26 protein-coding genes are annotated in these 25265 nt (G+C 71.7%); 20 read left to right on the top strand and 6 right to left on the bottom strand.

What is annotated here, in order from left to right:
* Positions 1-289: 289 nt before the first annotated feature.
* Positions 290-1075: an ATP-binding protein gene (locus tag HYV93_04640; GenBank protein ID MBI2525250.1), complete on the bottom strand. Its 786-nt coding sequence runs from the start codon at positions 1073-1075 to the stop codon at positions 290-292.
* Entirely contained in the window at positions 1072-2364 is a 1293-nt protein-coding gene (locus HYV93_04635) for a transposase (protein ID MBI2525249.1), read from the bottom strand. The genes HYV93_04640 and HYV93_04635 overlap by 4 nt, the downstream gene beginning before the upstream one ends.
* 823 nt (positions 2365-3187) lie before the next feature.
* On the opposite strand from HYV93_04635, the gene HYV93_04630 reads away from it, so the two are divergent.
* The 5 genes from HYV93_04630 to HYV93_04610 are packed head-to-tail and all read left to right on the top strand — an operon-like array spanning position 3188 to position 5073.
* Positions 3188-3574 carry a hypothetical protein gene (locus tag HYV93_04630; protein MBI2525248.1) on the top strand — a complete coding sequence of 129 codons (387 nt, stop codon included), beginning with the start codon at positions 3188-3190 and terminating at the stop codon, positions 3572-3574.
* Positions 3571-4050 carry a hypothetical protein gene (locus HYV93_04625; protein ID MBI2525247.1) on the top strand — a complete coding sequence of 160 codons (480 nt, stop codon included), beginning with the start codon at positions 3571-3573 and terminating at the stop codon, positions 4048-4050. Before HYV93_04630 ends, HYV93_04625 begins: the two co-directional genes overlap by 4 nt.
* 18 nt (positions 4051-4068) lie before the next feature.
* On the top strand, positions 4069-4437 hold the full coding sequence (locus HYV93_04620; protein ID MBI2525246.1) for a HEPN domain-containing protein: 369 nt from the start codon (positions 4069-4071) through the stop codon (positions 4435-4437).
* Positions 4438-4459: 22 nt separating this feature from the next.
* Positions 4460-4774, top strand: coding sequence for a type II toxin-antitoxin system Phd/YefM family antitoxin (locus HYV93_04615; protein ID MBI2525245.1), 315 nt, complete (start codon positions 4460-4462; stop codon positions 4772-4774).
* A complete protein-coding gene (locus tag HYV93_04610; protein ID MBI2525244.1) occupies positions 4771-5073 on the top strand; it encodes a hypothetical protein in 303 nt (100 codons plus the stop codon). The genes HYV93_04615 and HYV93_04610 overlap by 4 nt, the downstream gene beginning before the upstream one ends.
* Positions 5074-5082: 9 nt before the next feature.
* Here the strand turns inward: HYV93_04610 and HYV93_04605 are convergent, their stop codons facing one another.
* Positions 5083-6945, bottom strand: coding sequence for a DUF3466 family protein (locus tag HYV93_04605; protein MBI2525243.1), 1863 nt, complete (start codon positions 6943-6945; stop codon positions 5083-5085).
* Between the two features lie 167 nt (positions 6946-7112).
* On the opposite strand from HYV93_04605, the gene HYV93_04600 reads away from it, so the two are divergent.
* The 3 genes from HYV93_04600 to HYV93_04590 all read left to right on the top strand — a co-directional run bounded on the left by HYV93_04600 (position 7113) and on the right by HYV93_04590 (position 9772).
* The gene (locus tag HYV93_04600; protein ID MBI2525242.1) at positions 7113-8081 is read left to right on the top strand and encodes a galactose oxidase; all 969 of its coding nucleotides are present in this window, start codon (positions 7113-7115) and stop codon (positions 8079-8081) included.
* Between the two features lie 23 nt (positions 8082-8104).
* Positions 8105-8383, top strand: a complete 279-nt coding sequence (locus tag HYV93_04595; GenBank protein ID MBI2525241.1) for a hypothetical protein — start codon at positions 8105-8107, stop codon at positions 8381-8383.
* A gap of 165 nt (positions 8384-8548) precedes the next feature.
* Positions 8549-9772, top strand: coding sequence for an MFS transporter (locus HYV93_04590; GenBank protein ID MBI2525240.1), 1224 nt, complete (start codon positions 8549-8551; stop codon positions 9770-9772).
* Between the two features lie 199 nt (positions 9773-9971).
* Here HYV93_04590 and HYV93_04585 read toward each other — a convergent pair whose 3' ends face one another.
* Genes HYV93_04585 through HYV93_04575 form a run of 3 tightly spaced genes read right to left on the bottom strand, consistent with a single transcriptional unit; the run spans position 9972 to position 12859 of the window.
* Entirely contained in the window at positions 9972-11273 is a 1302-nt protein-coding gene (locus HYV93_04585) for a TRAP transporter large permease (GenBank protein MBI2525239.1), read from the bottom strand.
* Between the two features lie 6 nt (positions 11274-11279).
* Positions 11280-11759: a TRAP transporter small permease gene (locus tag HYV93_04580; GenBank protein MBI2525238.1), complete on the bottom strand. Its 480-nt coding sequence runs from the start codon at positions 11757-11759 to the stop codon at positions 11280-11282.
* A 53-nt stretch (positions 11760-11812) separates the two neighbouring features.
* Positions 11813-12859, bottom strand: coding sequence for a TRAP transporter substrate-binding protein (locus HYV93_04575; GenBank protein MBI2525237.1), 1047 nt, complete (start codon positions 12857-12859; stop codon positions 11813-11815).
* A 231-nt stretch (positions 12860-13090) separates the two neighbouring features.
* On the opposite strand from HYV93_04575, the gene HYV93_04570 reads away from it, so the two are divergent.
* The 12 genes from HYV93_04570 to HYV93_04515 all read left to right on the top strand — a co-directional run.
* Positions 13091-13897 (top strand): IclR family transcriptional regulator, encoded by an 807-nt coding sequence (locus HYV93_04570; GenBank protein ID MBI2525236.1) that lies wholly within the window; start codon positions 13091-13093, stop codon positions 13895-13897.
* Positions 13876-15420, top strand: coding sequence for an AMP-binding protein (locus HYV93_04565; protein MBI2525235.1), 1545 nt, complete (start codon positions 13876-13878; stop codon positions 15418-15420). The genes HYV93_04570 and HYV93_04565 overlap by 22 nt, the downstream gene beginning before the upstream one ends.
* Entirely contained in the window at positions 15417-16571 is a 1155-nt protein-coding gene (locus HYV93_04560) for an iron-containing alcohol dehydrogenase (protein MBI2525234.1), read from the top strand. The genes HYV93_04565 and HYV93_04560 overlap by 4 nt, the downstream gene beginning before the upstream one ends.
* A complete protein-coding gene (locus HYV93_04555; protein MBI2525233.1) occupies positions 16568-17923 on the top strand; it encodes an MmgE/PrpD family protein in 1356 nt (451 codons plus the stop codon). The genes HYV93_04560 and HYV93_04555 overlap by 4 nt, the downstream gene beginning before the upstream one ends.
* Positions 17920-19263 carry a DUF1446 domain-containing protein gene (locus HYV93_04550; protein ID MBI2525232.1) on the top strand — a complete coding sequence of 448 codons (1344 nt, stop codon included), beginning with the start codon at positions 17920-17922 and terminating at the stop codon, positions 19261-19263. The genes HYV93_04555 and HYV93_04550 overlap by 4 nt, the downstream gene beginning before the upstream one ends.
* Before the next feature lie 15 nt (positions 19264-19278).
* Entirely contained in the window at positions 19279-19596 is a 318-nt protein-coding gene (locus HYV93_04545) for a hypothetical protein (protein ID MBI2525231.1), read from the top strand.
* Complete coding sequence (locus HYV93_04540; GenBank protein ID MBI2525230.1) at positions 19593-20474, top strand: ABC transporter permease; 882 nt, start codon at positions 19593-19595, stop codon at positions 20472-20474. The genes HYV93_04545 and HYV93_04540 overlap by 4 nt, the downstream gene beginning before the upstream one ends.
* Complete coding sequence (locus HYV93_04535) at positions 20471-21418, top strand: ABC transporter permease (GenBank protein MBI2525229.1); 948 nt, start codon at positions 20471-20473, stop codon at positions 21416-21418. The genes HYV93_04540 and HYV93_04535 overlap by 4 nt, the downstream gene beginning before the upstream one ends.
* Positions 21419-21475: 57 nt before the next feature.
* Complete coding sequence (locus HYV93_04530; GenBank protein MBI2525228.1) at positions 21476-23023, top strand: hypothetical protein; 1548 nt, start codon at positions 21476-21478, stop codon at positions 23021-23023.
* 10 nt (positions 23024-23033) lie between these two features.
* Positions 23034-24200 carry a thiolase family protein gene (locus HYV93_04525; protein MBI2525227.1) on the top strand — a complete coding sequence of 389 codons (1167 nt, stop codon included), beginning with the start codon at positions 23034-23036 and terminating at the stop codon, positions 24198-24200.
* Positions 24197-24589, top strand: coding sequence for an OB-fold domain-containing protein (locus HYV93_04520; protein ID MBI2525226.1), 393 nt, complete (start codon positions 24197-24199; stop codon positions 24587-24589). The genes HYV93_04525 and HYV93_04520 overlap by 4 nt, the downstream gene beginning before the upstream one ends.
* Positions 24590-24616: 27 nt before the next feature.
* Positions 24617-25265, top strand: a 649-nt coding sequence (locus HYV93_04515; protein MBI2525225.1) for a methylmalonyl-CoA mutase, incomplete at its 3' end; no start/stop codon positions are given.

The raw sequence follows: 25265 nt of genomic DNA, 5'->3' as shown, positions 1-25265 counted from the left end.
TGTTGTCGATTTTCAGGAGTATGGGACCCGGCCTGTTCAGAAACATGGGACCCCCGGGAGCCGTCCCCTCACGTGACGAGTTAGGGTGGACCCCGGCCGGGGGTGCCGACCGTAGGATGGTTGTAGAGCGGGAGCGCGGGGTGATGCAACTCCTTTCTCCGCTGGTGAGCGGGAGGCGGTGAGGCGCGGCAGGGCCTACGAGCCTCTCAGAGCGCGATGGAGAGGTCGGGCCATATCTGCGTATCCCCCTGGGGGACGGTTTTTGTGGGGTCACGGTGGGGGGCCGAGATCATCCGTGGGCGGCCGGGCCCTTCCGCGCAGGGGCCGGCAGGCTGGGCTTGAGCCGGGTGCGGTAGGACTCGCCCTCGATGACGAGGTCGAAGGCGCGGCTGGTGAAGCGATCGAGGGCGCTCTGTGCGCGGACGGGGTCGGCGAAGGTGGCGAGCCATTCATCGGGCCCGCGGTTGCTGGCGACGATGAGCGAGCCGGCGCGGTCCCGTTCGAGGAAGACCTCATAGGCGTCACGGCTCTCCTGGGCCTCCATGGCATCGAGGGCAAAGTCATCGAGGATCAGGAGGTCGACGGCGAGGAGCTTGCGGAGTTCGGCCTCGTGACTCTGGGTGAGACGGGCGTGCTTGAGAGTCTTGAGCATGGCGTCCGTGCGGAGGGCGAGGACGGAGTGGCCGCGGCGACAGGCGATGTGGCCCAGGGCGTGGGCGAGAAAGCTCTTGCCGACGCCGACGGGCCCGACGAGGGCGACGTGGTGATGCGCCTCCAGGAAGCGGAGGGTGACGAGCTCGGCGAGGAGGGCGCGATCGAAGGTGACGTGGGCCGTGGCGTCCCAGTGCTCGAGCTGGGCGCCGGGGTCGAGGCCGGCCCGTTGCGCCCGTAGCGTGGCGGCCAGGCCGTCCCGGCGCGTGACCTCGTCGGTGAGGATGAGGAGGAGGAAGTCCTGGTGGGGCAGCGGCTGCTGGCGCGCGAGGATGAGGCGCTCAGGGAGCGTGTCGAGGACGCGCGAGAGCCGGAGGCGACGCAGCACGGTCTTCAGGTCGGTCGAGATCGGATCGGGGGTCATGCGGGATCTCCTTCTTCCCGCCGCTCCGCGGCAGGGGGCGACAGGGCGTAGTGGGTGGCGGGGCGCAGATACCGCGCGAGCGGCAGCACGCGCGCCGGGGGCGGCGGGGTGGGCGGCGTCGCGAGTGCGAGGAGCCGGGCGAGGCGGTGGACGCTGAGCATCTCGGCGGCGAGCGCGGTCTCACACGTGGCGTTGACACGCGCGTCGCCATAGCGCCGCACCAAGCCGAGGAGGGCGTAGGCCTGGCGCATCCGGGTCCAGGGCAAGTCCCCGGCCAGCAGGGCGCGGGCGAACTGGCCGACAGCGGGGCCGTGGCCCTCGGCCCGGCGGGCCAGGCTCTCGACGTCACGCAGGGCGTAGATCGTCTTGTCGACGGGGAAATCGGCGCGATCGAAGGCGCGCTGGCCCGGCGCGACGCGGGGGTGGACCTTGACGCAGACCGCGCCGACGTAGAAGCGGACGGTGGTGGCGTCGGCGCGGGCCCGCAGGGTATGGCCGACATACGGGGTCGGCAGCGAGTACAGCCCGCGGGCCACCTGGGCATGCTGATCCCGACCGACCTTGGGCTCGCACCAGAGCGGGATGTCGTAGACCGTGGTGGGGGCCGGGCGCAGCGCGGGCTGCTCGACGGCCTCGAAGTGCTCGCGCGGGGGGCGCAGCGTGCGACTGTGGCGCCGCAGGCCATAGTCCTCGCGGCACCACTGCACGGCATGCGCGCGCGCCTGGGCGAGATCGAGCAACACTTCCCCGGCGAAGCAGTCGTCGCGGACGGTCGGCACCGCGCGCTCCACGCGGGCCTTGTCCCGCGGCCGACGCACGCGTGTGGGGTCGATGACGAAGCCGCGCGCTTGGGCGTACTCCAGAAAGGCGGGGGTGAGCCGAGGCTCGAGGGGATCCGCGCGCTGGACGATCGTCTTCGTGTTGTCGGGGATCAGGACGCGGTAGACGCCGTGGAAGAACGCCCAGGCGGCCTCGCAGGCCTCGATCGCTGTTTCGGTGGTCTCGCGCCATACGGGATAGACGAACCGGTAGCGGGACAGGACCGCGGTGAAGATCCACGCCCGGAAGCGCCGGCGCCGGCCCAGCGCGTCGGGCGCGATGTGCGTCATCCAGCCGGTGTCGAGCTGGACCTCTTCACCGGGGCCGCAGTCCGCCAGGGGGATTGTCGGCGCGGCGCGGCCCCAGCCGAGTTCCTCCATGGCGAAGCGCCGGAGCGTCGGGTAACTGATCATCACGCCCTGGCGCCGGAGCAGCGTGCGGATCTTGGACAGCCGCACGTCGGCGCGCAAGTACCGCTCGATGACGTCGCGTTGGGCCGCGCACGCGGCCCAGCCGTCGCCATGGGGGCGCCCCGTACCCGGCTGGACCGTGCTGACAACGGCGGCGAGCAGGCCGTCGTCCAGCTGGTCGGGACTGGCGGCGATCGTCAGCCCATGCTCCTGCGCGGCGCGCAGGTACCGCCGGACCGTTTTGACGCGGCGATCCGCTTCTTGCGGACGCCGGTCAGCCAGAGCCGCAGGACCTCTTTGACCTCGAGCATCGTGACCTCGCGATAGTCCAGGCCCAGCGGGGGCCGAGAGGGTCATAGCCCGAAGGTCACGCAAGGGGGGGAATGCTTTTGAAAATCTTCAGATCTCGGGGTCCCATACTTCTGAACAATTCACGCCGAAAGGGTCCCTACCTTCTGAAAACCGACACCGGCCTACCGGTCGTCATTTGGGGGCCGGCAGTACGTCACCCGTCCGGAAGTGTTCGGCTATCTCCAGGCCGTGGAGCACGGGGCGAAGCTGGACGGCGCCGCGGTGGGTGGGGGCGGGGCGGCGCTCGGGGCGGCCTCTCGGCTGTTCCTGCGAAAGGAGGAGGGAGGCGCGTCGCGGCAGGAGACGGGCGCCGGGTGTATCCGGTTCGAGACACTCCCGTGGGGACAGCCTAGAGGACAAGCTCCACCAGAGAGTGAGCGCGGGCAGGTGGCGCGCCCGTGCGATCAGGCGGTGGCCCCGTTGCGAAGCCCGGTTGAGAGAGCTATGCTCCCACGGACAGCCGACAGGTGGTTCCGCGAAACGCAGGGACATGTGTTGGGGGGAACCCCCAATTCTGGTACGGTGAATGGGCATGGCGAATGAGCCCGTCGGACAGGCCCTCCTGACATGTGACGCTGTTGCCCGCGATCCGAGCGGGAAAATCACGCTGTACGGGATCTTTGACCGGATCTGGGCGGCTCAGTTCCCAGCAGTCCATCCGATGCTGTCGATCTACTGGAAGTGTCAGATTCCGGGTCCAGGGCGTGTCGGACTCAGACTTCTCAAGCCGGATGGAACCGGCCTGATGGAGCTAGAGCCAATCGAGTCAGGACGTGAGGCCGTCCACTCGATGCAAGGGACTTACACGCTCTCCGCGGTTGAGTTCCCGGCCGACGGGGAGTACGCGCTCGTCTTGCGCTACAACGACAGGGACATCATGAGAGGGGCCTTGTTCCTCCAGAAGCGAGGCGAGAAATGAGCACCGACGCCACTTGCGAACACCGAGCCATTGACAGCATCGGCTTCGTGTTCGCCCGGCGAGTAACCGCCACGTCTTCAGGCGAGGAGGACATCCTCCAGGCCCTACCGTCGACTTATCGGCCCATCGGGGCCTCCGACTTCTGCGGCGTTGTCGCGCATCCAGCGGCCACGCACGCGCAGCCAAACGACGCGGAGTCCGCACTGGTTGACTTTGCACGGAGCGTCCTCGGGGTTCCGGATGTTGTCGCCGTGACCCACGCGAAGGAGCCCCATTCCAACTTGGTGTGGACATTCATCAGGCACCGCGACAAGGTTGTCCGCAAGGCGATCTACGCGAGAGAGCGAGCCCTGATGGCGCAGTACCCGGACATGACTTTCGACTTCAACGTCGTCGCGCTCGACCAAAGCGGGGCTGGAGCGCTGGTCCCGGATGACCTGCAAGGCCGGGTGGTGATGTACCGCCCGGAAGAATAGTGCTGGCTTCCGCCTGGGATGCCCACGAAGGAGCAGCACCTTCAACAGGCACAGCACAACGAGGCGTATCTCGCGACCTTTGACCTGGCCCAGTCCCCGTACTTGGACTGGGCTGCTACCGCCGCCTTCTACTCGGCCTTGCACTACCTGCGGGCGTTGATGGCGAGGTACGGGTACACGAACATCTCGGGATACGGTGACATGGACAAGGCGTTCGAGCGACTCTCAGTCTTGAAGAGCAGCACAGACGTTCACGACTCGTACAGGCAACTCAAGGATGACTCCCGGTCAGCCCGCTACGACATGTGGAAGCCGACCGGGGCTGATGTTGTAGACCTGCGTGACGAGATGGTGAAGATCCGAGACTTCGTGGTGCCCAGGCTCTGACAGACCCCAGGGGGGCCTGCGCGTGGAGGAAATCTCGATCTCGAAGTTCAAGACGACCTGTCTCGCCGTCCTCGATCGCGTTCGCGGGACGCGGAAGCCGGTCCTCATCACTCGGTTCGGAGAGGCGGTCGCCGAAGTGGTGCCTCCCTCGGCCGGGCGCCCGCCGGAACGCTGGTTGGGAGCCCTGAAGTCCAGCGGGCGAATCAGGGGGGATGTCGTGTCTCCGGTGCTGGACGCGAAGGACCGGGAAGCACTGCGCTCGACCTGGACCGGTTCCCGGCTCGACAGGCCGCGACGCCGCGCCGGCCGCGGCGCCCCGCCGAGGAGGAGTGCATGAAGCGTGTGGCGACAGCTGCCGGCATCGTTGCCGTCGTGATGGCGGGAAGCCTCGGCCCGGCCGAGGCCTGGAACTGCCCGGTGCAGGTCAAGGGCGCGGAGGACGCGATCAAGCGGGCCGAGGCCATGAAGCTCTCGCCGGAGGCCCGGGCCCTCGTGGATGAGGCGAAGAAGCTCGTCGCGCAGTCGAAGGCGCATCACAGCGACGCCAGGGCCAAGATCGACCACGCCAACGCCATGTGGAAGGCCAAGGCGGCGCAGGCCCAGGCCGAGGCCGCCCAGGCCATCTCGACGCCGTAGCAGGCCGCCCTACCGCTTCGGTCGCTTCGACTGGATGTTCCCACCCGCCAATGTGCCGCCGAGGCTGGCGACGACGGAGCCGTCGGGGGCGGTGATGGTGAGCGCGAAGGTATCCCGCGCGCGTCCCGGCTCGCCTGCATCCGTGGCCCTCGCCTCGAACGTGTGACCGGGCACGCCGTTCCAGCTGCCGATCCCGCTGAACACGACCGTGTCCGCCGCGGGCTCCGGCCGGCGCCCCGGCCTGAAAGCGGGGTCGTTGGAGAATGTCGCGGCGGCGACGGCCGTCACCACGAAGCGGTTGCCCCGCGCGCCCACGGATGCCGGCTCGACCCCGTGCGTCCCGCCGTGGCGGCGCGGATGGGCGCGGTAGCGCAGCCGCCCTGACGGCTCCCCCGCGGCGCCCGTCCGAACGCTGAACTCGAAGTGATGGCGCATGCCGTCGGACTCGACGTATCCCTCCCCATGCATGCGCCCCGGTGGGGACGGCGCCGGGGCGCCAGGGCTCACCGTGATGCTGACCGTGGCGACGTCGCTTGTCGAGAGCCCGTCGCTCACGCCGAAGGTGAAGCCGTCGCTGCCCGAGTATCCGGGCGCCGGCGTGTAGGTGACGGTCGGCGGCGTGCCGGCGAGGCTGCCGTGGGCTGGCGCTGCGAGCACCGTGAAGGTCAATGCATCACCGTCGGGATCGGTGGCGGTGAGCCCGATCTGAACCGGCGTCTCCTGCAGCGTGGTCACGGCCTGGCTGCTCGCGGACGGCGGCCGGTTGAGCTGCCAGCGCACGGCGCGATCGGTCCCGACCGGGGTATCGGCCTGGCCCAGGACCTGTCCGGCGTCGTTGATCGCGTACGCTGCGCTCCGGCGGCCGCCAGGCAGCGTTCCCAGAGCCTGCATGCCACCCGTCCGGTCCCACAAGAAGGCCACGGTCGTGAGACCGTCGGACAGCACGGCTTCGCCCACCACCTGGCTTGCCTCGTTCACGCCGTAAGCGCGGCTCTCGGTGCCGCCGGGCAACGTGCCGAGGTCCTGCATGCCCGAGACCGCGTCCCAGAGGAAGGCGCGCAGGCCGCCGGCGGCCGTCTCGCTCCAGCCGACGACCTGGCCGTCGGCGTTGATCCACCGCGCCACGGAGGAGCGCCCGCCGGGCAACGTGCCCAGATCCCGCATGCCGCTCACCGGATCCCAGAGGAATGCGCGCGTGATGAGGTCGCCCGTCGCGGCATCCGGCGCATCGGCCTCGCCGACGACCTGCCCCGCGTCGTTGACCGCGTAGGCCACGCTGTAGCTGCCGCCGGGCAGCGTGCCGAGATCCTGCATGCCGCCGCCCGCGCTCCACAGGAAGCCGTGGAAGGTGGCGCCCCCCCCGAGGTTGGACTCGCCAGCCACCTGGGCGAGGGAGTTGATCCCGTGCGCGGCGCTGATGGAGCCGTCGGGTAGTGTGCCGAGGTCTGCCATGCCCGATGCCGCGTCCCAGATGAACGCCCGGTTGCGGCGCAGCGCGTTCTTCGCGCTCCCGACCACCTGGCCCGCGCCGTTGATCCCGTGCGCGTGGCTGTCGCCCCCGAGGGTTCCCAGGCTCTGCATGCCGGCCGCCGGATCCCAGAGGAAGGCGCGGAGGTCGGCGCCCGGGGTGGTGTCGCCGGCTCCCACGACCTGCCCCTGGGCGTTCATGCTTCCGGCCAGGCTCATGATCCCTCCGGGAAGCGTGCCGAGGTCGGTGATGACGGGCGGGCCGGCGAGCGCGGCCATGGGCAGCGCGAGCACGAGGAAGAGCAGGACCATCACGCGGGCCGCACCGCGCCGGCGGGGCGAGTGCGCAGGAACTGCCGGTATCGAGAGCGCTGACATCGCGGTGTCCTCCTTGGGGGAGCTCATGGCGCGTCCTGGCATTCCCACATTGCGATCGGCTTGCCAGGTGGCGGACACCGACAAGTGGCCGGAAAGTCGGGACGCCCTCCATCGCCGCCGCGCCGCCCTCGTCAGGGCGCTGACAGGCGTCGCTGACAGCGGTGGACGTGGAGTAGAATCGTTGGGGATCGACCATGAAGGGTTTGCTCGATCGCATACTCCGCTGGGGCCTGCTGCTCGCCGTGCTGGGAGGCTGCGGCATCACGACGTCGTCCCCGGCCCCAGAGGACTCCTCTCCCGGCGGCTGGACCACGCTGGCGCCGATGCCCACGGCGCGCCAGGAGGTGGCGGTGGCCGAGGCCGGCGGCAAGGTGTACGTGATCGGCGGGTTCGGCGAGGCGTTCGAGGCCAGCGACGTCGTCGAGGCCTACGATCCCGTCGCGAAGCGCTGGGAGGGCCGGGCGCCGCTCCCCGCGCCGCTCCACCACCCGGCGGCCGCGAGCGTCGGCGGGAAGATCTACGTGATGGGCGGCTACAGCGGCCGCGTCTCCTGGACGGCCTCCGACGCGCTCTTCGAATACGATCCGGCCACCAATGCGTGGCGGGAGCGCGCCTCGATGCCCACCGCCCGCGGCGGGCTGGTTGCCGTGGCCCTCGGCGGCAGGATCCACGCCCTCGGGGGCGCAGCCGAACGCCCCGTGAGCGCCCACGAGGTGTACGACCCGGCGACGGACCGGTGGAGTCGCGCCAACCCCATGCCTACCGCCCGCGACCACCTGGCTGCGACCGCCCTGGGCGGCAAGGTCTATGTGATCGGTGGGCGCGCGTCATTCCTCGGCGAGCAGTACGGGAGCCTCGAGATCTACGATCCCTCCACCGACTCGTGGCGCACGGGCCAGCCGCTGCCGTTGCCGCGCGGCGGGCTCGCCGCGGCCGCGGCCGCCGGCAGGGTGCTGGTCTTCGGCGGGGAACTGTCCTTCCGCATCGTCGAAGCCGTCGAGGCGTACGATCCCGCCGCCGACCGCTGGACGGCCCGGGCGCCGATGCCCACCCCGCGGCACGGGATGGGCGCCGCCGTGGTGGGCGGGCAGGTCTACCTCCCGGCCGGGGCCACGCGCCCCGGTCCGGGGCGCACCGACGTGCTCGAGGCCTTCACGCCCTGAGCGCTGCGAGGAGGGAAGCCGCGATGAGTTACCGGAGCACGGCGGCGCGCGGTATCGTGGCCGCGGCGGTCGTCCTGGTGCTGGCCGGCTGCGGGGATCCCTCGAAGGAGGATCTCGTGCGCAAGGCGCGAGAGGTCTCGACCCGGGCCGAGCTCGAGAAGACCCTGGGCAAGCCGAGCGACATCACCAAGCTCGGCCCCGTCGAGCAGTGGACCTACCGCGCCTCCAACGGGCAGGTGGTCTTCGTCATCGTGGGCGACCGCGTCACGCTCCAGGCCGCCGGCGGATCGGAGAAGAAGTAGCGCCCCGTCGCGCCCGGGCAGCGCTCTCGCACGTTCCGGTTCTCCCGCAAGGCCTCGACGGGCCCGTCGAGGATCACCTCACGATGCTCGAGACGATTGCGTGTAGACTGTGGCGGCGTGGTTCCCTCACGCCGAGCCCGTGATCCCGCACTCAGGAGCGCTGACATGCTGACGCTGACCTCGCGGGTGAGTGCGGCAGCCAGCCTGCGGCGGGATGCCCGGACGATCGGGCTCGTGAGCGTTCCCCATGCCCTCAGCCACTTCTACCAGCTCGTGCTGCCGCCGCTGTTCCCCGTGTTCCGCGACGAGCTCGGGGTGCCCTATGTGGCCCTGGGGCTCATCATGAGCGTGTTCTACAGCGTCTCGGCCGTCGGCCAGACGGCGGCGGGCTTCGTGGTCGACCGGGTCGGCGCGCGTGTCGTGATGCTGACCGGCCTGGCCTGCGTGTCGTCGGCGATGGCGCTGGCCTCCACGGCCACGGCCTACTGGATGCTCCTCCCCGTGGCGGTGCTCGGCGGGCTGGGCAACTGCGCCTTCCACCCCGCCCACTACGCGCTGCTCAACGCAGGCGTGAGCCGGGCGCGGCTGGGGCGCGCGTACAGCGTCCACAGCCTGTGCGGCAATATCGGCTGGATCCTGGCCCCGGCGGTGATCATCCCGCTTGCGAGCCAGCTGGGGTGGCGCGGCGCCTTGCTCACCGTGGGCCTGGCCGGCGTGGTCGCCGCCGCGCTGCTGGCCTCACCCACAGGCACCCTGCCCGATCACCGCGAGGAGGCCGCCGCCGATGCGGCCGGAGCTGCAGGGTCAGCCGCCGGCTTGCGGATCCTGGCGACCGCGCCCATCCTCATGGCCTTCGCGTACTTCGCCTTCCTGTCCATGTCGATCGTGGGGCTGAAGACCTTCGGCGTGCCGGCCATGGTGGTGGTCTACGGAGTGGCGGTGCCGTTCGCCGCCAGCGCCTTGACGGGGTATCTCCTCGGCAATGCGGCGGGCATCGTCGCGGGCGGCGCCCTCGCCGACCGCGTCCGCAGGCACGAGGTCGTGGCGGTGGCGGGCATGGGGCTGGCTGCGCTGCTCGCGCTGGTGCTGGCCGCCGCCGTGGCGCCCGGCGGATGGCTGCCGCTCCTGATGGGCGCCACGGGGTTCTGCATGGGCCTGACCCAGCCCTCGCGCGACCTGATCGTGCGCGCGGCCACCCCGATCCGCGCGGCCGGGAAGGTCTTCGGCTTCGTCTACTCCGGGCTCGACCTCGGCTCCACGGTGACGCCGCTCGCCTTCGGCCTTCTCCTCGACCGCGGGGCGCCGCGCGCCGTGTTCGCCATCTCTGCCGCGCTCATGGTGGTGACGGCACTCACCGTGCTCCGCGTGCGCGCGCTGGGTGGCCGCTGAAGAAGGCCCGGGAGCGTCTTCGCGGTCTGCTGGAGTTCATTGACACGCAGCGCCGGCAGGGGCGGGGGGCCTCCCCGCGGAACACGCTGAGTCGCAACGCGCAGCCGCGGTGCAGAAGGTGCCACGAGACACAGGGTCTCGGCTCCGGCGGCGCGCAGAAGCCACGGTTCCGCGGGGAGGCCCCCCGCCTCGGCCGGCGTCAGCCCATCGAGCGGGGCAGGAAAAGCGCGAGCGCCGGGAAGGCGCAGAGGATGGTCAGGCGCACGAGGTCGCAGAGGATGAAGGGCGAGACACCCCGGTAGATGGTGCCGAGGCTCACGTCGCGCGCGATCGAGTTGATGACGAAGACGTTCATCCCGACGGGCGGGCAGATGAGCCCGAGGGTCACCGCCATCACGATGATGACGCCGAACCAGATCGGATCGAAGCCGAGCTGCATCATCGCCGGGAAGACGATGGGGACCGTGAGCAGGATCATCGCCAGCTCGTCCATGATGGCGCCCAGGATGAAGTACACGACGAGGATGATCGCGAGCACCCCGTACGGCCCCACCGGCAGCCCCACCAGGAACTCGATCATCTTCTGCGTGGTCTGCGTGATCGTGAGGAAGTAGCCGAACAGGAAGGCGCCGATCACGATCATGAAGATCGCCGCGGTGGTGCGCAGGGCCTCCACCAGGCAGCGCATGACGAGCGCGGACGTCAGGCGTCGCTGGAGCACGCCGATCACGAGCGCTCCCACCGCGCCCATGCTCGCGGCCTCGGTGACGGTGAACCAGCCCCCGTACATTCCCCCGATCACGAACAGGAACAGGAGCAGTGACTCCCAGACGTCCTTGACGGCGCGGAGGCGCTCGGGGAGAGAGTGCCGCTCATCCCGGGGCAGGTGCGCGGGATCGCGCCAGCCCAGGATCCGGAGCGTGAGCATGTACATGAGCATGCCCAGCACGCCGGGCACGATGCCCGCGATGAAGAGCTTGCCGATGTCGGCCTGGGTCATGATGCCGTAGAGCACGAAGATCACTGACGGCGGGATCATGATGCCGAGCGTGCCCCCCGCGGCGATGACGCCGGTGGAGAGCCCCGGACTGTAGCCGGCCCGGCGCAGCTCGGGCAGCGCCACGTGGGTCATGGTGGCGGCCGTCGCGACCGACGAGCCGTTGATGGCGGCGAAGCCCCCGCAGGCCGCGATGGTCGACATGGCCAGCCCGCCCCGCAGGTGACCGAGCCAGGCCCGAGAGGCGCGGAAGAGGTCGGCACTCATCCCGGCGGCCGAGGCGAAGGACCCCATGAGGATGAACATGGGGATGATGCTGAAGTTGAAGTCGGTGACGGTGGAGATGGGCGACCGCGCGAGCAGCCCGAGTGCGGAGGTGACGTTGTTCACCAGCGCGAACCCCACCACGCCCACGATGCCCATGGCGATGCCCACGGGCACCCGCAGCGCCATCAGGACGAAGAGCGCCACGAACCCGCCCACGGCGACGAGATCGCTGTCCACGCCGGGTCAGCCTGTGCGCTGGTCCGCGGCGGTGCCGCGGACGAGCTCGGCGACGCGGATGAGCCCCACCGCCGCCGTGGCCACGATCCCGGCGCTGAGGATGGCGTAGAAGGGCCAGATGGGCAGCTTGAGGTCACTGGTGAGCTGATGCGCGCGCTGGACGACCGTGAAGCGCTCCACCAGCATGTAGGCGAACAGGCCCATGAAGAGCAGGTTCACGACGGCCGCGACGAGGTCGATGGCCCGGCGCCAGGCGTTGCCCGAGAGCTCCCAGACCACGTCGACGGTGATGTGGGCGTTGCGGTAGGTCGCCACCGCGAGCCCCCAGAAGATGGCGATGCCCTGGAGGTAGCGGGAGAAGTCGAAGCTGTCCGGCAGATCCAGCGAGAAGAGGTCCCGCAGCATGACGGACACGAAGACGAGGAGCGCGACCGCGGCGAGGGAGGCCCCCGCGACGCGCTCCACCCAGAGCACCACCCGTTCCATGAGCCGGCCCGGCCCTGATGTCGTCGTCCGCTGCGGCGCGCGCCGGGCGCGCGTCAGCGGAAGTCGGCGTTGTACTTCTTGAGCAGGGCGCGCAGCTCCGACAGCGCCTGGTCGGGGTTGAACCCCGTCTTGGCGGCCGCCGCGGCCCACTTCTTGTTCACGGGCTCCGCGGCTCGGCGCCAGGCGGCCACCTCGGCGGGGGTCAGCGTGTAGACCGTGTGGCCGGCCAGCGCGCGCATCTCCGCGCGTCCCGCTGCCTCGTAGTCGCCCCAGGCCTTGCCCACCTTGCTCGCCCACTCGGTGGAGCAATGCGCGTCGATGGCCCGCTTCTGCGCCGGCGACATCTGCTCGTACGTCGCCTTGTTCATGAGCCAGGCGAAGCTCGCCACGTAGAAGGGCAGGTCCATGTGGTAGGAGACGACCTTGTCGATGCCGAAGAGGAGGATCGACTTCCAGGGGAAGGTGATGGCGTCGGCGACGCCCGACTCCAGGGCCTGGCGGGCCTCCGGCGCCGACACCCGCACGTTGGTGCCGCCCAGCGAGGTGACGAAGTCGGCCATGGTGCCGTGGGCCGAGCGGATCTTCATGCCCTTGATGTCCTCGGGCCGGGTGATCTTCTTCTTCGCGTGCAGCGCGCCCGGGTCGTGGACGAAGGCCAGGCACATCTTCACGTCGGTCATCTCCTTGACGTGGTACTTGCGGTACCACTCGTCCACCGCCCGGGAGCCGCCGTCGGCGTTGGTCATGAGGAAGGGCAGGTTGATCCCCTCGCCCATGGGCAGCCGGCCGGCCTGATAGCCCAGCGCGATGTAGGTCAGCTCCGCGATGCCGTCGCGGGCCATGTCGTAGTGGTCGTCGGCCTTGCCGAGCTGCTGCGCCGGGTAGAGCGTGACCTTGACCGTGCCGTTGGTGGCCCGGGAGATCGACTCGCCCCACTCCTTGATGGTCGGGTGCATGCCGTGCGCCGGCGGGACCCAGGAGGAGAACTTGAGCGAGAAGGTCTTCTCCTGCGCGCGCGCCGGGGCCGGCGCCGGCAGGAGGACGGCGGCGATCAGCGCGGCGGCGAGCGCTACCCGCGCGAGCGTCGAGGGCTGGCGCATGGCTCTTCTCCTCTCGGGAATTCGGAGCGCGCGGGAAGGCCGCGGGGCATGGCCCCTGATACACCGGCGGCCGCGAGGCCGTCAAGCCCGAAGTCGGGGGCCCCGTCTGCGGACCCTGGGAGCGCGGGGGGCCTTGACAAGCCCGGCGGCCGCGCATAGCGTAGGCGGGACCTTGAAACATGGTTTCACTGGATGAAACTGACCCCGAAGCGACGACAGACCAGGACCGCGATGCCGCCGGTGCGGGCGGTGGCGCGCGCCGTCAGCATCCTGACGGCCCTCGGCGCCGAGGATCTGCGCCTGGTGGACCTCGCCGAGCGCCTCGACCTGCACAAGGCGACGGTCACCCGGCTCCTCGCCTCGCTCATGGACGCGGGGCTCGTGGAGCGCGACGAGCGTGACCGCTATCTCCTCGGGCCGGCCGTCCTCCGGCTCGCCGCCCGCCAGCTGGGGGGCCATCGTCGCCTGGTCGGGTTCCTGCGTGGCGCCCTCGAGCGCATCCGCGCGGCCACCGGCGAGACGGTGACGGTGCACGTGCGGGTGGGGACCGACCGCGTGTGCGTCGACGAGCTCGAGAGCCCGCAGCCCATCGCCTACCGGGCCGGTGTCGGGCAGCGCGTCCCCCTGCACATCGGGTCCGCCGGCAAGGTGTTGCTGGCGTTCCTCCCCCACGACGAGCGGAAGGGGTTGCTGCGCCAGCTCGGGCTGGTCAGGATCACCGAGCGGAGCATCACGAGCCTCGACCGGCTGGAGGCGGAGCTGGCGCACGTGCGCCGTCTCGGATACGCGTTCTCGTCCGGCGAGCGCGTCATCGGGGCCTCCGCGATCTCGGTGCCGGTGCTGGATGCCGAGGAGCACGTCGTCGCCGCCGTCAGCGTCCTGTCCCCCGACACCCGCCTCGTCGGACGCGAGCAGGCGCGCTGCGTGGAGATCCTCAAGCGGGAGGTGCCGCGCGTGCCCCTGTCCTTCTGGTCCACCAGACCCACTCGGAACGGCAAGGCCGCGGAGCCGGAGCGATGGACGTCGGCCGGCTCGTAGCGCGCGCGGCCCGGCTGTATCCGGAGCGCGAGGCGGTGGTGTGCGGGCCGGTACGACGGACGCTCGGGGAAGTGGACGCACGCGCGAATCGCGTCGCCAACGGCCTGGCGGCGCTCGGCCTGCGCCGGGGGGACCGCGTGGCGCTCCTGCTCAAGAACTGCGCGGAGTACATGGAGGTCGACTTCGGCCTGGCCAAGGGGGGCTTCGTCAGGGTGGCGCTGAACGCGCGGCTCGCGGCCGGTGACCAACGCGTCACGCTGGAGGACGCCGACGTCCGTGCCGTCGTCCACAGTGCGGACTTTGCCGACGCCGCCGAGGTCCTCCGCGGGGAGTTCCCCGCGATCCGCCACTGGATCCCTGTGGGCGGGGGAGACGGGTACGAGCGCTGGCTCGCCGCCCAGCAGGCCGCGGCTCCCACCGTCGCCAACGCCCCGGGGGACCTCCACTCGCTCTTCTACACCTCGGGGACCACGGGCAAGCCGAAGGGCGTCATGCACACCCATCGGGTCATCGCCCGGGTCGCCACGAACCTCCTCCTCGACGGCTTCACGATCGACCGCCAGGACCGCGTCCTCCTCCTGCAGCCGCTGAGCCACGGCAGCGGCTTCTTCATGCTGCCGGCGTTCATGCGCGGGGCCTGCTCGGTGATCCTCGACCGCTTCGATCCGGAGGAGGTGGTCGGGACCTGCGCCCGCGAGCGCATCACCTTCGTCAAGCTCATCCCCACGATGCTGATCAAGCTCCTCGAGGGGACGCGGGCCGGCGCGCGCGAGCTCGGCGCGGTGCGCGCCATCATGTACGGCGCCTCGCCCATGCCGGTGGAGAAGCTCCGGGAGGCGATGGACCGCTTCGGCCCGGTCTTCGTGCAGATCTACGGTCAGGCAGAGGCGCCGGTGACGATCACCGTGCTGCCCCCGCAGGACCATCGGCCGCAGGGGACGGCCGACGAGGTGCGCCGCCTGGCCTCCGCCGGCCGCCCGTTCCTCTCCGTCGATGTGCAGGTGCTCGCCGCGAACGGCGAGGCCGTGGCGCCCGGCGAGCCGGGGGAGGTCGTGGTCCGAAGCGAGCACGTGATGGCCGGGTACTGGCGCCGGCCCGAGCTCACGCTCGAGGTGCTGCGCGACGGAGCCGTCCACACCCGCGACATGGCGACCGTCGACGAGCGCGGCTACATCTACCTGCTCGGCCGCCGCGACGAGATGATCATCAGCGGCGGCTTCAACATCGCCCCGCGCGAGGTGGAGGAAGTGCTCCACCACCACGCGGCCGTCTCCGAGGCGGCCGTGATCGGCGTGCCGGACGGCACCTGGGGCGAGGCCGTCCACGCCTGCGTGGCGCTGCGCCCGGGCGCGACGGCCACCGAGGCCGAGCTGCTGGAGTTCTGCAAGCCCGCGCTGGGGTTCCGGCGGCCCAAGGCGATCACGTTCCTTCCCGAGCTCCCGAAGAACCCCTACGGCAAGGTGCTGCGCCAGGAGCTGCGGAAGCTCCTGGGCGCCCGGGTCGTCCCCGGAGCCGGCCCATGACGCGCGCCTTCCAGCACTTCACGCCGAGCAAGGTCGTCTTCGCGCCCGCGGGGCTCGAGCCGCTCGGGGCCGAGCTCGACGCCCTCGGGGCCCGGCGGCTCTTCCTCGTCTGCGGGACCACCGTGCGCAAGTCGGAGGCGTTCGAGCTGACCCGCGCGGCCCTCGGCTCACGGCTCGTCGACGTCTTCGACGAGGTGGTGCCTCATTCCTCCGTCGAGGTGGTCGACGCGGGGGTGGCCCGGCTGCGGGCGGCGGCACCCGACGCCGTCGTCTCGCTCGGGGGTGGGAGCGCGATCGACACCGCGAAGGCGATCGTGCTGCTGCACGCCGAGGGCGGGACGCTCGAGGAGCATCGCATCCGCTTCACGCCCCCCGACACCATCGTCTACAAGACCTTCACGCGACCGATGCTCCCGCACGTCGCCCTCCCCACGACCTTCTCGGGGGCGGAGGTCAATGCGGGCGGCGGCATCCGGGGCCACGAGCGCCACAGCAAGTACGTCTTCTCGGCGCCCCAGCTCGCGCCGCGCGTCGCCGTGCTCGCCCCGCGGCTCGCGCTCGGCTTCCCGCCGGACTTGCTGGCCGGTTCCGCCCTGAATTGCCTCGCCCACGGCGTCGAGGCGCTCTACTCGCGCTACGCGCAGCCGATCGCCGACGCCCTCGCGCTGGGCGCGATCGCGCTGGTCGCGGAGTGGCTCCCGCGCGCGGTGGCCGCTCCCGGAGACCTCGAGGCGCGGGGCCGGCTGCTGATCGCCTCGGCCATGGCGGGGCTCGCGCTGACGAACGCCAAGGTGTGCGTGCACCACGCCATGTGCCACGTGCTCGGCGCCCGCTACGGGATCCCCCACGGCTTCGCCAACGCGGTGATGCTCCCGCACGCCATGGAGTTCAACCGCCCCGCGGCGGGCGACCCGCTCACCCGGGTGGCGCGCGCCTTCGGGCGTGAGGGCGCCCCGGCGGCGGCGATCGCCGCGGTGCGCGACCTCGCCGACCGCGTGAGCGCGCCGCGGCGGCTGCGGGATCTCGGGGTGCCGCGCGAGGACCTCCGGGCGCTGGCCGAGCACGCCTTCCTCGATCGCGACGTCTACTACAACCCGCGGCGGGTCGAGAGCCCGGCCGAGATCGAGGCCGTCTACGAGGCAGCGTGGTGAGCGCCTCCCGCCCCTCGCTGAGCGCCGCGCTGGGTGCCTTCGCCGCGTCCGTGCGGGCCCGCGACCTCCCGCCGGCGGTCCTCGAGCGCGCGCGACTCGTCGTCCTGCACGACCTCGCGGTCGCGCTGGCCGGGTGGGGGCCGCCGTTGCCGCCCATGGACCTCGCGCGGCGGATGCCCGAGGTCCCGGATGGCGCCACCCTGCTCGTCGACGGCCGGCGCGTGCCCGCGCCCGATGCGAGCTTCGCCAACGCCTGCCTCATGCACATCCGGACGCAGGACGACTTCTATTCCGGCGCCAACGCGCACCTCGGCGCCGTCATCATCCCGGCCGCCCTGGCGGCGAGCGAGCTGACGGGGGCCTCCGGCGAGGATCTCGTGGCGGGCGTCGTGGCGGGCTACGAGGTGATGGCGGCGGTGGGCGAGGGGTTCTCGGAGCACACCACGCCGCGGGGCTTTCGCTCGACCGGGATCTTCGGGCCGTTCGGGGCGGCGGCGGCCGTCGGGCGCATCCTCGGGCTGCCTGCCGACCGCCTGGGGCATGCGATCGCGATCAGCGCCTCGCTGGCCGGCGGGCTCACGCAGGCCTGGCTCGAGGGCACGCCGGAGTGGGACATCCAGGTGGGGCTCGCCTCGCGCACCGGGTTCCTGGCCGCCCAGCTGGCCGCCGAGGGGATGCCAGGAGCGAGCGCAGCGCTCGAGGGGCCGCGCGGGTTCTATCGCGCATTCGCTGGCCGGGAGGTCAGCGGCGACGCCGCCCTACTGGGCCTCGGCCGGCGCTGGCGGATCCTCGAGAACACCTTCAAGCGGCTCCCCGTGAGCGGCATCAGCCAGGTGCCCGTGCGCACCGCGCTCGAGATCCGCGCCCGCCAGCCGCTGGCGCCCGAGGCGATCGCGCGGGTCGAGGTCACCATCAACGACTTCGAGCGGCGCTACCCCGCCGTGGACAACCCGGGCCCCTTCGGCGGTCCCGGCGCGGCCCTGATGAGCCTGCAGTACTGCGTGGCGACCGCGCTCCAGGCGGGCACGATCGTGTGGCGTGATCTCCTCGACACGAGCGATCCGACCCGGCAGGGCCTCGCCCGCCGCGTGATGCTCCACGGCGAGCCGGACCGGACGCCGCTCTCGGCGCGCGTGGTCGTCACGACCACCGACGGCCGCCGGCTCGAGGCCGCCTCCGAGCCCGGCGCCGGGCTCCACTTCGACCGGGCCGAGGCGGTGGCCCTCGTGACCGCCCTGACCCCCGAGATCCCCCTCCCCGCCGCCCAGGTCCGCCGCCTGGTCGACGAGGCGCTCGCGATCGACGGCGCCGTGACCGTCAAGGCCCTGATCCAGTGTTGCGTGCGATCGTGACGACTCGCCCCGTTCGGATCGGCACCGGCGCCGCCTACTCCGAGGATCGGATCGATCCCGGTGTCGACATGGCCGCGCGTGGCGACCTCGACTACCTGGTCTTCGAGTGCCTCGCCGAGCGGACGCTGGCGCTCGCCCAGGTCAGACGCCTGCGCCAGGGGCCTGGCTTCGACCCGTGGCTGGAGGAACGCTTCCGCCAGATCGTGCCCCTCGCGCTGGCACGCGGGGCGCGCATCGTCTCCAACATGGGCGCCGCCGATCCGGCGGGCGCCGCCGACCGGGCCGCGTCGGTGCTGCGCGAGCAGGGCCTCACGGGCGTGCGCATCGCCGCCCTCGAGGGCGACGATCTCCTGGCGCGGCTCGACGCGCTGGACCTGGTGGTGGCCGAGACGGGCCTGCCGGTCCGTGCCCTCCCCGGTCGGATCGTCTCCGCGAACGCCCACATCGGTGCCGACGGGCTGGTGCAGGCGCTCGGGCTCGGGGCCCAGGTGGTCCTCGGCGGGCGCGTGTCGGATCCGGCGCTCTACCTCGCCTGCCTGCGCCACGGGCACGGGTGGGCCGCCGACGATTGGCCGCGGATCGGCGCCGGGATCGGCGTGGGGCACCTGCTCGAGTGCGGCGCGCTCGTCACCGGCGGCTTCTACGCCGATCCCCCGCACAAGGTGGTCCCCGGTCTCGCGGCGGCCGGGTTCCCGCTGGCCGAGGTGGCGCCGGACGGCACCGCCGTGATCACGAAGCTCGAGGGCACGGGCGGCCTCGTCACCCCCGACATCGTGCTCGAGCAGATCCTCCACGAGGTGCATGATCCCGCGGCGTACATCACGCCCGACGGCGTCGCCGACTTCAGCGCGGCCCGCGTCGAGGCGGCGGGGCGCGATCGGGTCCGCGTGAGCGGGGTGACGGCCCGGCCGTGGCCGCCCGAGCTCAAGGTGAGCGTGGGCGTGCACGAGGGCTTCATCGGCGAGGGAGAGATCTCCTACGCGGGCAGCGGGGCCGTCGACCGCGCCCGGCTGGCGGGCGAGGTCGTCCGGCAGCGGCTCGAGATGCGCAAGGCCGAGCTCGAGGAGCTCCGGGTGGATCTCATCGGACTCGACGCCGTCCACGGTCCGGCCACCCCCGCCTGGGCGCCCGCCCCGTACGAGGTGCGCCTGCGCGTCGCCGGCCGCGCCCGGACGGAGGCGGCCGCTGCCATGGTGGGCGACGAGGTGGAGAGCCTGTACGTGTGGGGCCCCGTGGGCGGGGGTGGTGCGCGCAAGGTGGTCCGGCCCGTCGTCGCCGTCTACTCGTCGCTGGTGCCGCGCGAGCGCGTCGAGACCCGATTGACGTGGACGGAGAGCTGACAGGCGATGGCCACGGTGCGCCTGCGCGAGATCGCTCACGCCCGCTCGGGGGACAAGGGGCGCGACGCGATGGTCTCGATCATCCCCTGGAAGCGCGAGCACTACCCGCTGCTGGCGCGCGTCCTGACGCCGGAGCGCATCAAGGCGCACTGCAGCGCGCTCGTGCGGGGCGAGGTCGTGCGCTACGACGCCCCTGCGCTCGGCGCCTTCAACGTCCTGCTGAAGGACGCCCTCGGCGGCGGCGTGACCCGCACACTCATGCTCGACATCCACGGCAAGGCGCTCAGCTGTCTGCTGCTCGACATGACGATCGAGTTGCCCGAGGCCCCGTGACCCTGCGGCTGTTCGCCCACAACCGCCTGGCCCTGGGCGGGGCGGTCGTCGTGCTGCTGGTGGTGTCGGCGGCCACGGTGGGGCCCGTCCTGAGCACCCAGGACCCGCTGGCGATGGACCTCGGCGCCCGGCTGCAGACGCCGAGCGGCAAGCACGCCCTCGGGACGGACCAGTTCGGCCGCGACCTGCTCGCCCGGATTCTCCACGGCGCCCGCATCTCGGTGCAGGTCGGCCTGGTGGCGGTGGCCATCGGGTTCGCCCTCGGTCTCCCCCTCGGGGCGGCCGCCGCCTTCCTCGGGGGGATGTTCGACCACGTCGCGATGCGGATCATGGACGCCATCCTGGCGTTTCCCGCCATCCTGCTCGCGCTGGCCATCGTCGCCGCGCTCGGTCCGGACATCACCAACGTGATGATCGCCATCGGCGTCCGCTACGCGCCGATCTTCGCGCGCATCGCCCGGGCGGCCGCCCTCGCCGAGCGCGAGAAGGAGTACGTGGTCGCGGCGAAGGCGCTCGGCCAGTCGGGCTTCGCCGTCCTCACCCGCGAGATCCTGCCCAACTGCTGGGCGCCGCTCCTGGTGCAGGCCAGCGCGAGCTTCGCGCAGGCCATCATCATCGAGTCGAGCCTGAGCTTCATCGGGGTCGGGATGCCGCCCCCGACGCCGAGCTGGGGCACCATGCTCTTCGAGGCGCGGGGCTTCCTCGAGCGGGCGCCGCTGGTGGCGATCTTTCCCGGCCTCGCCATCTGCCTGGCCGTCCTCGGCTTCAACCTGATGGGCGACGGGCTGCGCGATGCTCTCGACCCGCGGCTGCGCTCCGAGCTGGGCCGCAGCGCGGGCGGCGCCATGGCGCTGGCGCCCGCCAGGGGCGGGCGATGATCGAGTTCCTGGCGCGCCGCGTCCTCGTGCTGATCCCGGTGCTCTTCCTCATGTCCGTCATCGTCTTCGGAGTGCTGCGCCTCATCCCCGGCGACCCGGTGGACGTCATGATGGGCTCCGATCAGGTGGACGCCGAGGCCCGCCAGGCGCTGCGCCACGAGCTGGGCCTCGACCTGAGCCTGCCGCACCAGTACCTCCGGTGGGTCGGGCGGGTGGGGCGCGGCGACCTCGGCCGCTCGGTGCGGAACCGCGAGAGCGTCCTGGCGCTCATCGCGGACAAGCTGCCGAAGACGCTGCTGCTGGCCACCGCCAGCGCGCTGGTGGCGCTGGCGGTGGCGCTGCCGCTCGGCATCGTGGCGGCCGTCCGGCGCAATACGGCCGCCGACTACGCCGCGATGGTCATCGCTCTCCTGGGCGTGTCCGTGCCGAACTTCTGGCTCGGCATCCTCCTCGTCCTCGGCTTCGCGCTCGGGCTCGGGTGGCTCCCCTCCCAGGGGTACGCGAGCCTCATCACGCATCCCGGAGAGGCCCTGCAGTACCTCGTCCTGCCCGCCCTCACGCTCGGGCTCGCGATGGCCGGCGTCGTCACCCGCATGGTGCGCTCGTCGGTCCTCGAGGCCATCGGGCAGGACTACGTGCGGACGGCCCGGGCCAAGGGCCTCAGCGAGCGCGGCGTCGTCTGGAAGCACGCGCTCAAGAACGCGCTCATCCCGACTGTCACCGTGGTGGGGCTGCAGTTCGGGACCCTGCTGGGCGGCGCGGTGGTCGTCGAGCAGGTCTTCAGCTGGCCGGGGATCGGCTGGCTGGTCGTCCACTCCATCTTCGCCCGGGACTACCCGGTGGTGCAGGGGGTCACGCTCGTGGTCGGCGTGCTCTTCGTCGTGATCAACACCGCAGTCGATGTGCTGTACTCGGCACTCGATCCGAGGGTCCGTGTCGCGTGAAGCGTGCCGGAGGCGGGCGCGGCTGGCGTGCGCCTGACGGGACAAGGAGGAGAGATCATGGTCAGTCGGCGAGAGGTGCTGAGGGGGGCTGGGGCGGCGGTGATGGTCGCGGGTCTGCGAGGAACGGCGGCGGCCCAGCAGGCGCCGAAGGCGGGGGGGACCCTGCGCGTCGCCCTGTCGACGGCCCTCGACGATCCCGACCCGCACAAGTACCGCTCGATCACGAACTTCAACCTGTTCACGCTCTGCCTCGACGGCCTCACCGACGTCGGGAAGAACTTCGAGCTGAAGCCCGCGCTGGCCGAGTCGTGGCAGGTCTCCGGCAGCGGCCTCGAGTACCTCTTCAACCTGCGGCCGGGGGTGCAGTTCCACAACGGCCAGCGCCTGACCGCCGAGGACGTCAAGGCGTCGCTGGAGCGGATCATGAACCCCAGGACCGCGTCCGCCCAGCGGAGCGACTTCGCCCTGGTCCAGGGCATCACCGCCGTCGATCCCCAGCGCGTGAGAATCGTGCTCAAGCAACCCTTCGCGCCGTTCCTCACGAAGGTCGCCACCGTCCGCGTGCCGATCCTCCCCGCCAGCACGCTGCCGGCGGAAGGCGGCGTGAGCCGGGCGGTGGGGACCGGCCCCTGGGAACTGGTCGAGTGGAAGACCAACGAGTACGTCCGCCTCCGGCGGTTCAAGGGCTACCGTGAGAAGGGACTGCCGCACATCGACGAGGTGGTCGTCCGTCCGATCGCCGACGGCAACACGCGTCTCGCGGGTCTGCGCGCCGGCGACCTCGACGTCATCCAGGACGTGCCCTTCAAGGACGTGGACGGACTCCGTGGCGGCGCGAGGAACATCACAATCTACACGGGCCCCGGCTCCTTCCCCTCGTACATCGTCTTCAACACGCGGAAGCCCCCCTTCGACGACCCGCGGGTGCGGCAGGCCATCGCCCACGCGGTGGACAAGAAGGCGCTGATCGACGGGCACCTCTGGGGCCATGCCCAGGCGACGAACCAGCCCTTCCCCAAGGACTCGCCCTGGCACCTCGAGGTCCGGGAGCGCGAGCACGACCTTGCCCGGGCCCGCAAGCTGATGGCGGAGGCCGGCCTCGCCGGCGGGCTCGAGGTGCCCATCCTCGTGTCGACCGGCTGGGCGGAGTTCGTCGCGGGCGGGCAGGTCCTGCAGTCCCAGCTCAAGAAGATCGGCATCACGCTGAAGCTGGACGTCACCGACCTCGCCACGTGGGTGGCCCGCGTGAACAAGCGCGACTTCAACCTGTTTTATCTCTGGTACAGCGCGCGGTATGATCCGGACGACTTCTACCGCCGGATGTTCCACTCCGCGGAGGAGGCGAGCAACAACCGCTCCGGCTTCAAGACGCCGGCGCTCGACCGGTCGCTGGAGCTGGCGGCCACGACCCGGGACCCCGGCGAGCGAAAGAAGATCTACGCGCAGGTGCTCCAGACGGTCATCGACGAGGCACCCCTGATCTGGACGAACATCCCGGAGACCAGCCTCGGTTGGACGAACGCGCTGAAGGGGTTCGAGACCAACGTGGGCGGATACCTGAACTTCGCCGGCGGCGGGCTCACGCGCGCCTGGCTGGAGCGCTGAGGACTTCCGCATGCGTGAGGTCGTCGTCCTGGGCGTGGGCATGCATCCCTTCGGGCGGTTTCCCGACACGCCGCTGCGGGCGCTGGCCGGGACCGCCGCCCGGGCGGCCCTCCGCGACGCCGGCGTCGGCCCGCGGGAGGTGCAGGCCGCGTTCTTCGCCAACGCCCTCGGGGGGCTCCTGACCGGGCAGGAGTCGATCCGCGGCCAGATCGCGCTGCGCGAGGCCGGGATCGCCGGCGTGCCCGTGGTGAATGTCGAGAACGCCTGCGCCAGCGGCGCCACGGCCTTCCACCAGGCTGTCCTCGCGGTGAGTGCCGGGGCCTGCGACGTCGCGCTGGCCGTCGGCGCCGAGAAGATGTTCGTGGGCGACACGGGCCAGACGCTGCGCGCGCTGGCCGCCTCGGCGGACGTGGAGCTGACGCACGACATGGGGCTGCAGTTCACCGCGATCTACGCCATGCGGATCCAGGCGCGGCTGGCGAGCGGGAGCCTCGCCCTGCGTCACCTCGCCGAGGTCACCGTGAAGAGCCACCGGCACGGGCGGCTGAACCCGTACGCGCAGCACCGGAAGGACGTCACGGCCGAGGAAGTCCTCGCCTCGCGCCCGATCGCGGGGCCGATCCGGCTCCTCATGTGCTCGTCGATCAGCGACGGGGCCGCGGCGGCGCTGCTCTGCAGCGCCGAGGTCGCGCGCCGGCGGGCGCGGGCCGACGCCATCCGGGTGCTGGCCTGCCAGCTCCGCTCGGGCGCGCTCGGCGCGGGCCGCGAGGGCCAGCTCTCCACGGCGTCGCGCACCGTCCAGGCCGCCTACGAGCAGGCGGGGCTCGGGCCCGAGGACATCGACATGGTCGAGTGCCACGACGCCACCTCGCCGGGCGAGCTCCTGTACTATGAGGATCTCGGCTTCTGCAAGGCGGGCGAGGCGGCTCGCCTCCTCGAGGCTGGCGACACCTGCCACACGGGGCGGATCCCCTTCAACCCCAGCGGCGGGCTGACCTCCCGCGGCCATCCCGTCGGCGCCACAGGACTCGCGCAGATCGCCGAGGCCGTGTGGCAGCTCCGCGGCGAGGCCCAGGGGCGGCAGATCGCCAGGGCCCGGGTGGCCCTGGCCCAGAACAGCGGCGGGTGGCTCGAGGGGGACTCGGCGGCGGGTGTGGCCACGGTGCTCGCCCGATGACGGCCGCACCCGGCGCCGGCGTGTATCGCCAGCCCCCCGGGGAGCCGCCGCATCTGGTTGGCAGCCGGTGTCGCGCCTGCGGCTTCATCTCGTTCCCGGCGCGCCCGGTGTGCGGCGGCTGCGGGGCCGAGCCGGTCGACGAGGTGGCCGTCGGGCGCCGCGGCCGCATCCGATCGAGCGCGGTGGTCCACCACGCCCCCATCGGCTTCGAGCCGCCGTACATCGTCGCGCTCGTGGAGCTCGCGGAGGGACCGATCGTCTTCTGCCCGATCACGGGCGTCCTGCCGGAGGAGGGGACAGCGGCGCCGGGGATGGCCGTCGAGCTGACCGTGGCGCCGGCCCGGCCCGGCGGGACAGCAGTCTTCCAGTTCCGGCCCGCGCCGGGTTAGGCCGAGGCGCCCGGAGAGGAGATGCGCATGTCGAACGAGGAGACGCTGAGGGAGATCCGGGAGCGGATCGAGCAGTGGGAGCGCTACAACCGAGAGACGCTGGGCGCCGGGCGGAAGCCCCGCTTCACGACGCCGAGCGGCTTCGACCTGCGCCCCGTGTACACGCCCGCCGAGATGGCGGAGGCCGGCTGGGGCTACCTCGCCGACCTGGGGCTGCCCGGGGAGTACCCCTACACGCGCGGGCGCGATGCCGCCGGCTATCGCAACGCCTTCTGGCACTGGGAGTTCTACGCCGGCTTCGGCTCGGCCGAGGAGGCCAACCGGCGATACCGGTTCCTCCTCGAGCAGGGCGCCACGGGCGGCGTCTCCATGGCGCTCGACCTGCCGACGCAGATCGGGCTCGATTCCGACCACCCGATGGCCCAGGGAGAGGTCGGGCGCGTGGGCGTGGCCCTCTCCTCGCTGGCGGATGTCGAGCGGCTCTTCGACGGGATCGACGTCGAGCAGGCGGGGCACGTCTTCACCACCGCCAACGCCATCGGGCCGATCTTCCTGGCCTGGATCATCGCGCTCTGCCGCAAGCGCGGCATCGATCCGGGGCGGTTCACGCTCCAGGTCCAGAACGACCCCATCAAGGAGTACGTGGCCCGCGGCACCCAGATCTTCCCCATCGCCC

Source organism: Candidatus Rokuibacteriota bacterium, from assembly GCA_016188005.1.
Classification (GTDB): domain Bacteria; phylum Methylomirabilota; class Methylomirabilia; order Rokubacteriales; family CSP1-6; genus UBA12499.
This window is presented reverse-complemented; position numbering and strand designations above follow the sequence as displayed.

Excerpts from the sequence above, each read along its gene's own strand:
- HYV93_04605 (MBI2525243.1), bottom strand. The coding sequence starts at position 6,945 with ATGAGCTCCCCCAAGGAGGACACCGCGATGTCAGCGCTCTCGATACCG.
- HYV93_04625 (MBI2525247.1), top strand. The coding sequence starts at position 3,571 with ATGAGCACCGACGCCACTTGCGAACACCGAGCCATTGACAGCATCGGC.
- HYV93_04525 (MBI2525227.1), top strand. The coding sequence starts at position 23,034 with ATGCGTGAGGTCGTCGTCCTGGGCGTGGGCATGCATCCCTTCGGGCGG.
- HYV93_04595 (MBI2525241.1), top strand. The coding sequence starts at position 8,105 with ATGAGTTACCGGAGCACGGCGGCGCGCGGTATCGTGGCCGCGGCGGTC.
- HYV93_04590 (MBI2525240.1), top strand. The coding sequence starts at position 8,549 with ATGCTGACGCTGACCTCGCGGGTGAGTGCGGCAGCCAGCCTGCGGCGG.
- HYV93_04600 (MBI2525242.1), top strand. The coding sequence starts at position 7,113 with ATGAAGGGTTTGCTCGATCGCATACTCCGCTGGGGCCTGCTGCTCGCC.
- HYV93_04575 (MBI2525237.1), bottom strand. The coding sequence starts at position 12,859 with ATGCGCCAGCCCTCGACGCTCGCGCGGGTAGCGCTCGCCGCCGCGCTG.
- HYV93_04520 (MBI2525226.1), top strand. The coding sequence starts at position 24,197 with ATGACGGCCGCACCCGGCGCCGGCGTGTATCGCCAGCCCCCCGGGGAG.
- HYV93_04535 (MBI2525229.1), top strand. The coding sequence starts at position 20,471 with ATGATCGAGTTCCTGGCGCGCCGCGTCCTCGTGCTGATCCCGGTGCTC.
- HYV93_04630 (MBI2525248.1), top strand. The coding sequence starts at position 3,188 with ATGGCGAATGAGCCCGTCGGACAGGCCCTCCTGACATGTGACGCTGTT.
- HYV93_04610 (MBI2525244.1), top strand. The coding sequence starts at position 4,771 with ATGAAGCGTGTGGCGACAGCTGCCGGCATCGTTGCCGTCGTGATGGCG.
- HYV93_04580 (MBI2525238.1), bottom strand. The coding sequence starts at position 11,759 with ATGGAACGGGTGGTGCTCTGGGTGGAGCGCGTCGCGGGGGCCTCCCTC.
- HYV93_04530 (MBI2525228.1), top strand. The coding sequence starts at position 21,476 with ATGGTCAGTCGGCGAGAGGTGCTGAGGGGGGCTGGGGCGGCGGTGATG.
- HYV93_04565 (MBI2525235.1), top strand. The coding sequence starts at position 13,876 with ATGGACGTCGGCCGGCTCGTAGCGCGCGCGGCCCGGCTGTATCCGGAG.
- HYV93_04620 (MBI2525246.1), top strand. The coding sequence starts at position 4,069 with ATGCCCACGAAGGAGCAGCACCTTCAACAGGCACAGCACAACGAGGCG.
- HYV93_04560 (MBI2525234.1), top strand. The coding sequence starts at position 15,417 with ATGACGCGCGCCTTCCAGCACTTCACGCCGAGCAAGGTCGTCTTCGCG.
- HYV93_04570 (MBI2525236.1), top strand. The coding sequence starts at position 13,091 with ATGCCGCCGGTGCGGGCGGTGGCGCGCGCCGTCAGCATCCTGACGGCC.
- HYV93_04640 (MBI2525250.1), bottom strand. The coding sequence starts at position 1,075 with ATGACCCCCGATCCGATCTCGACCGACCTGAAGACCGTGCTGCGTCGC.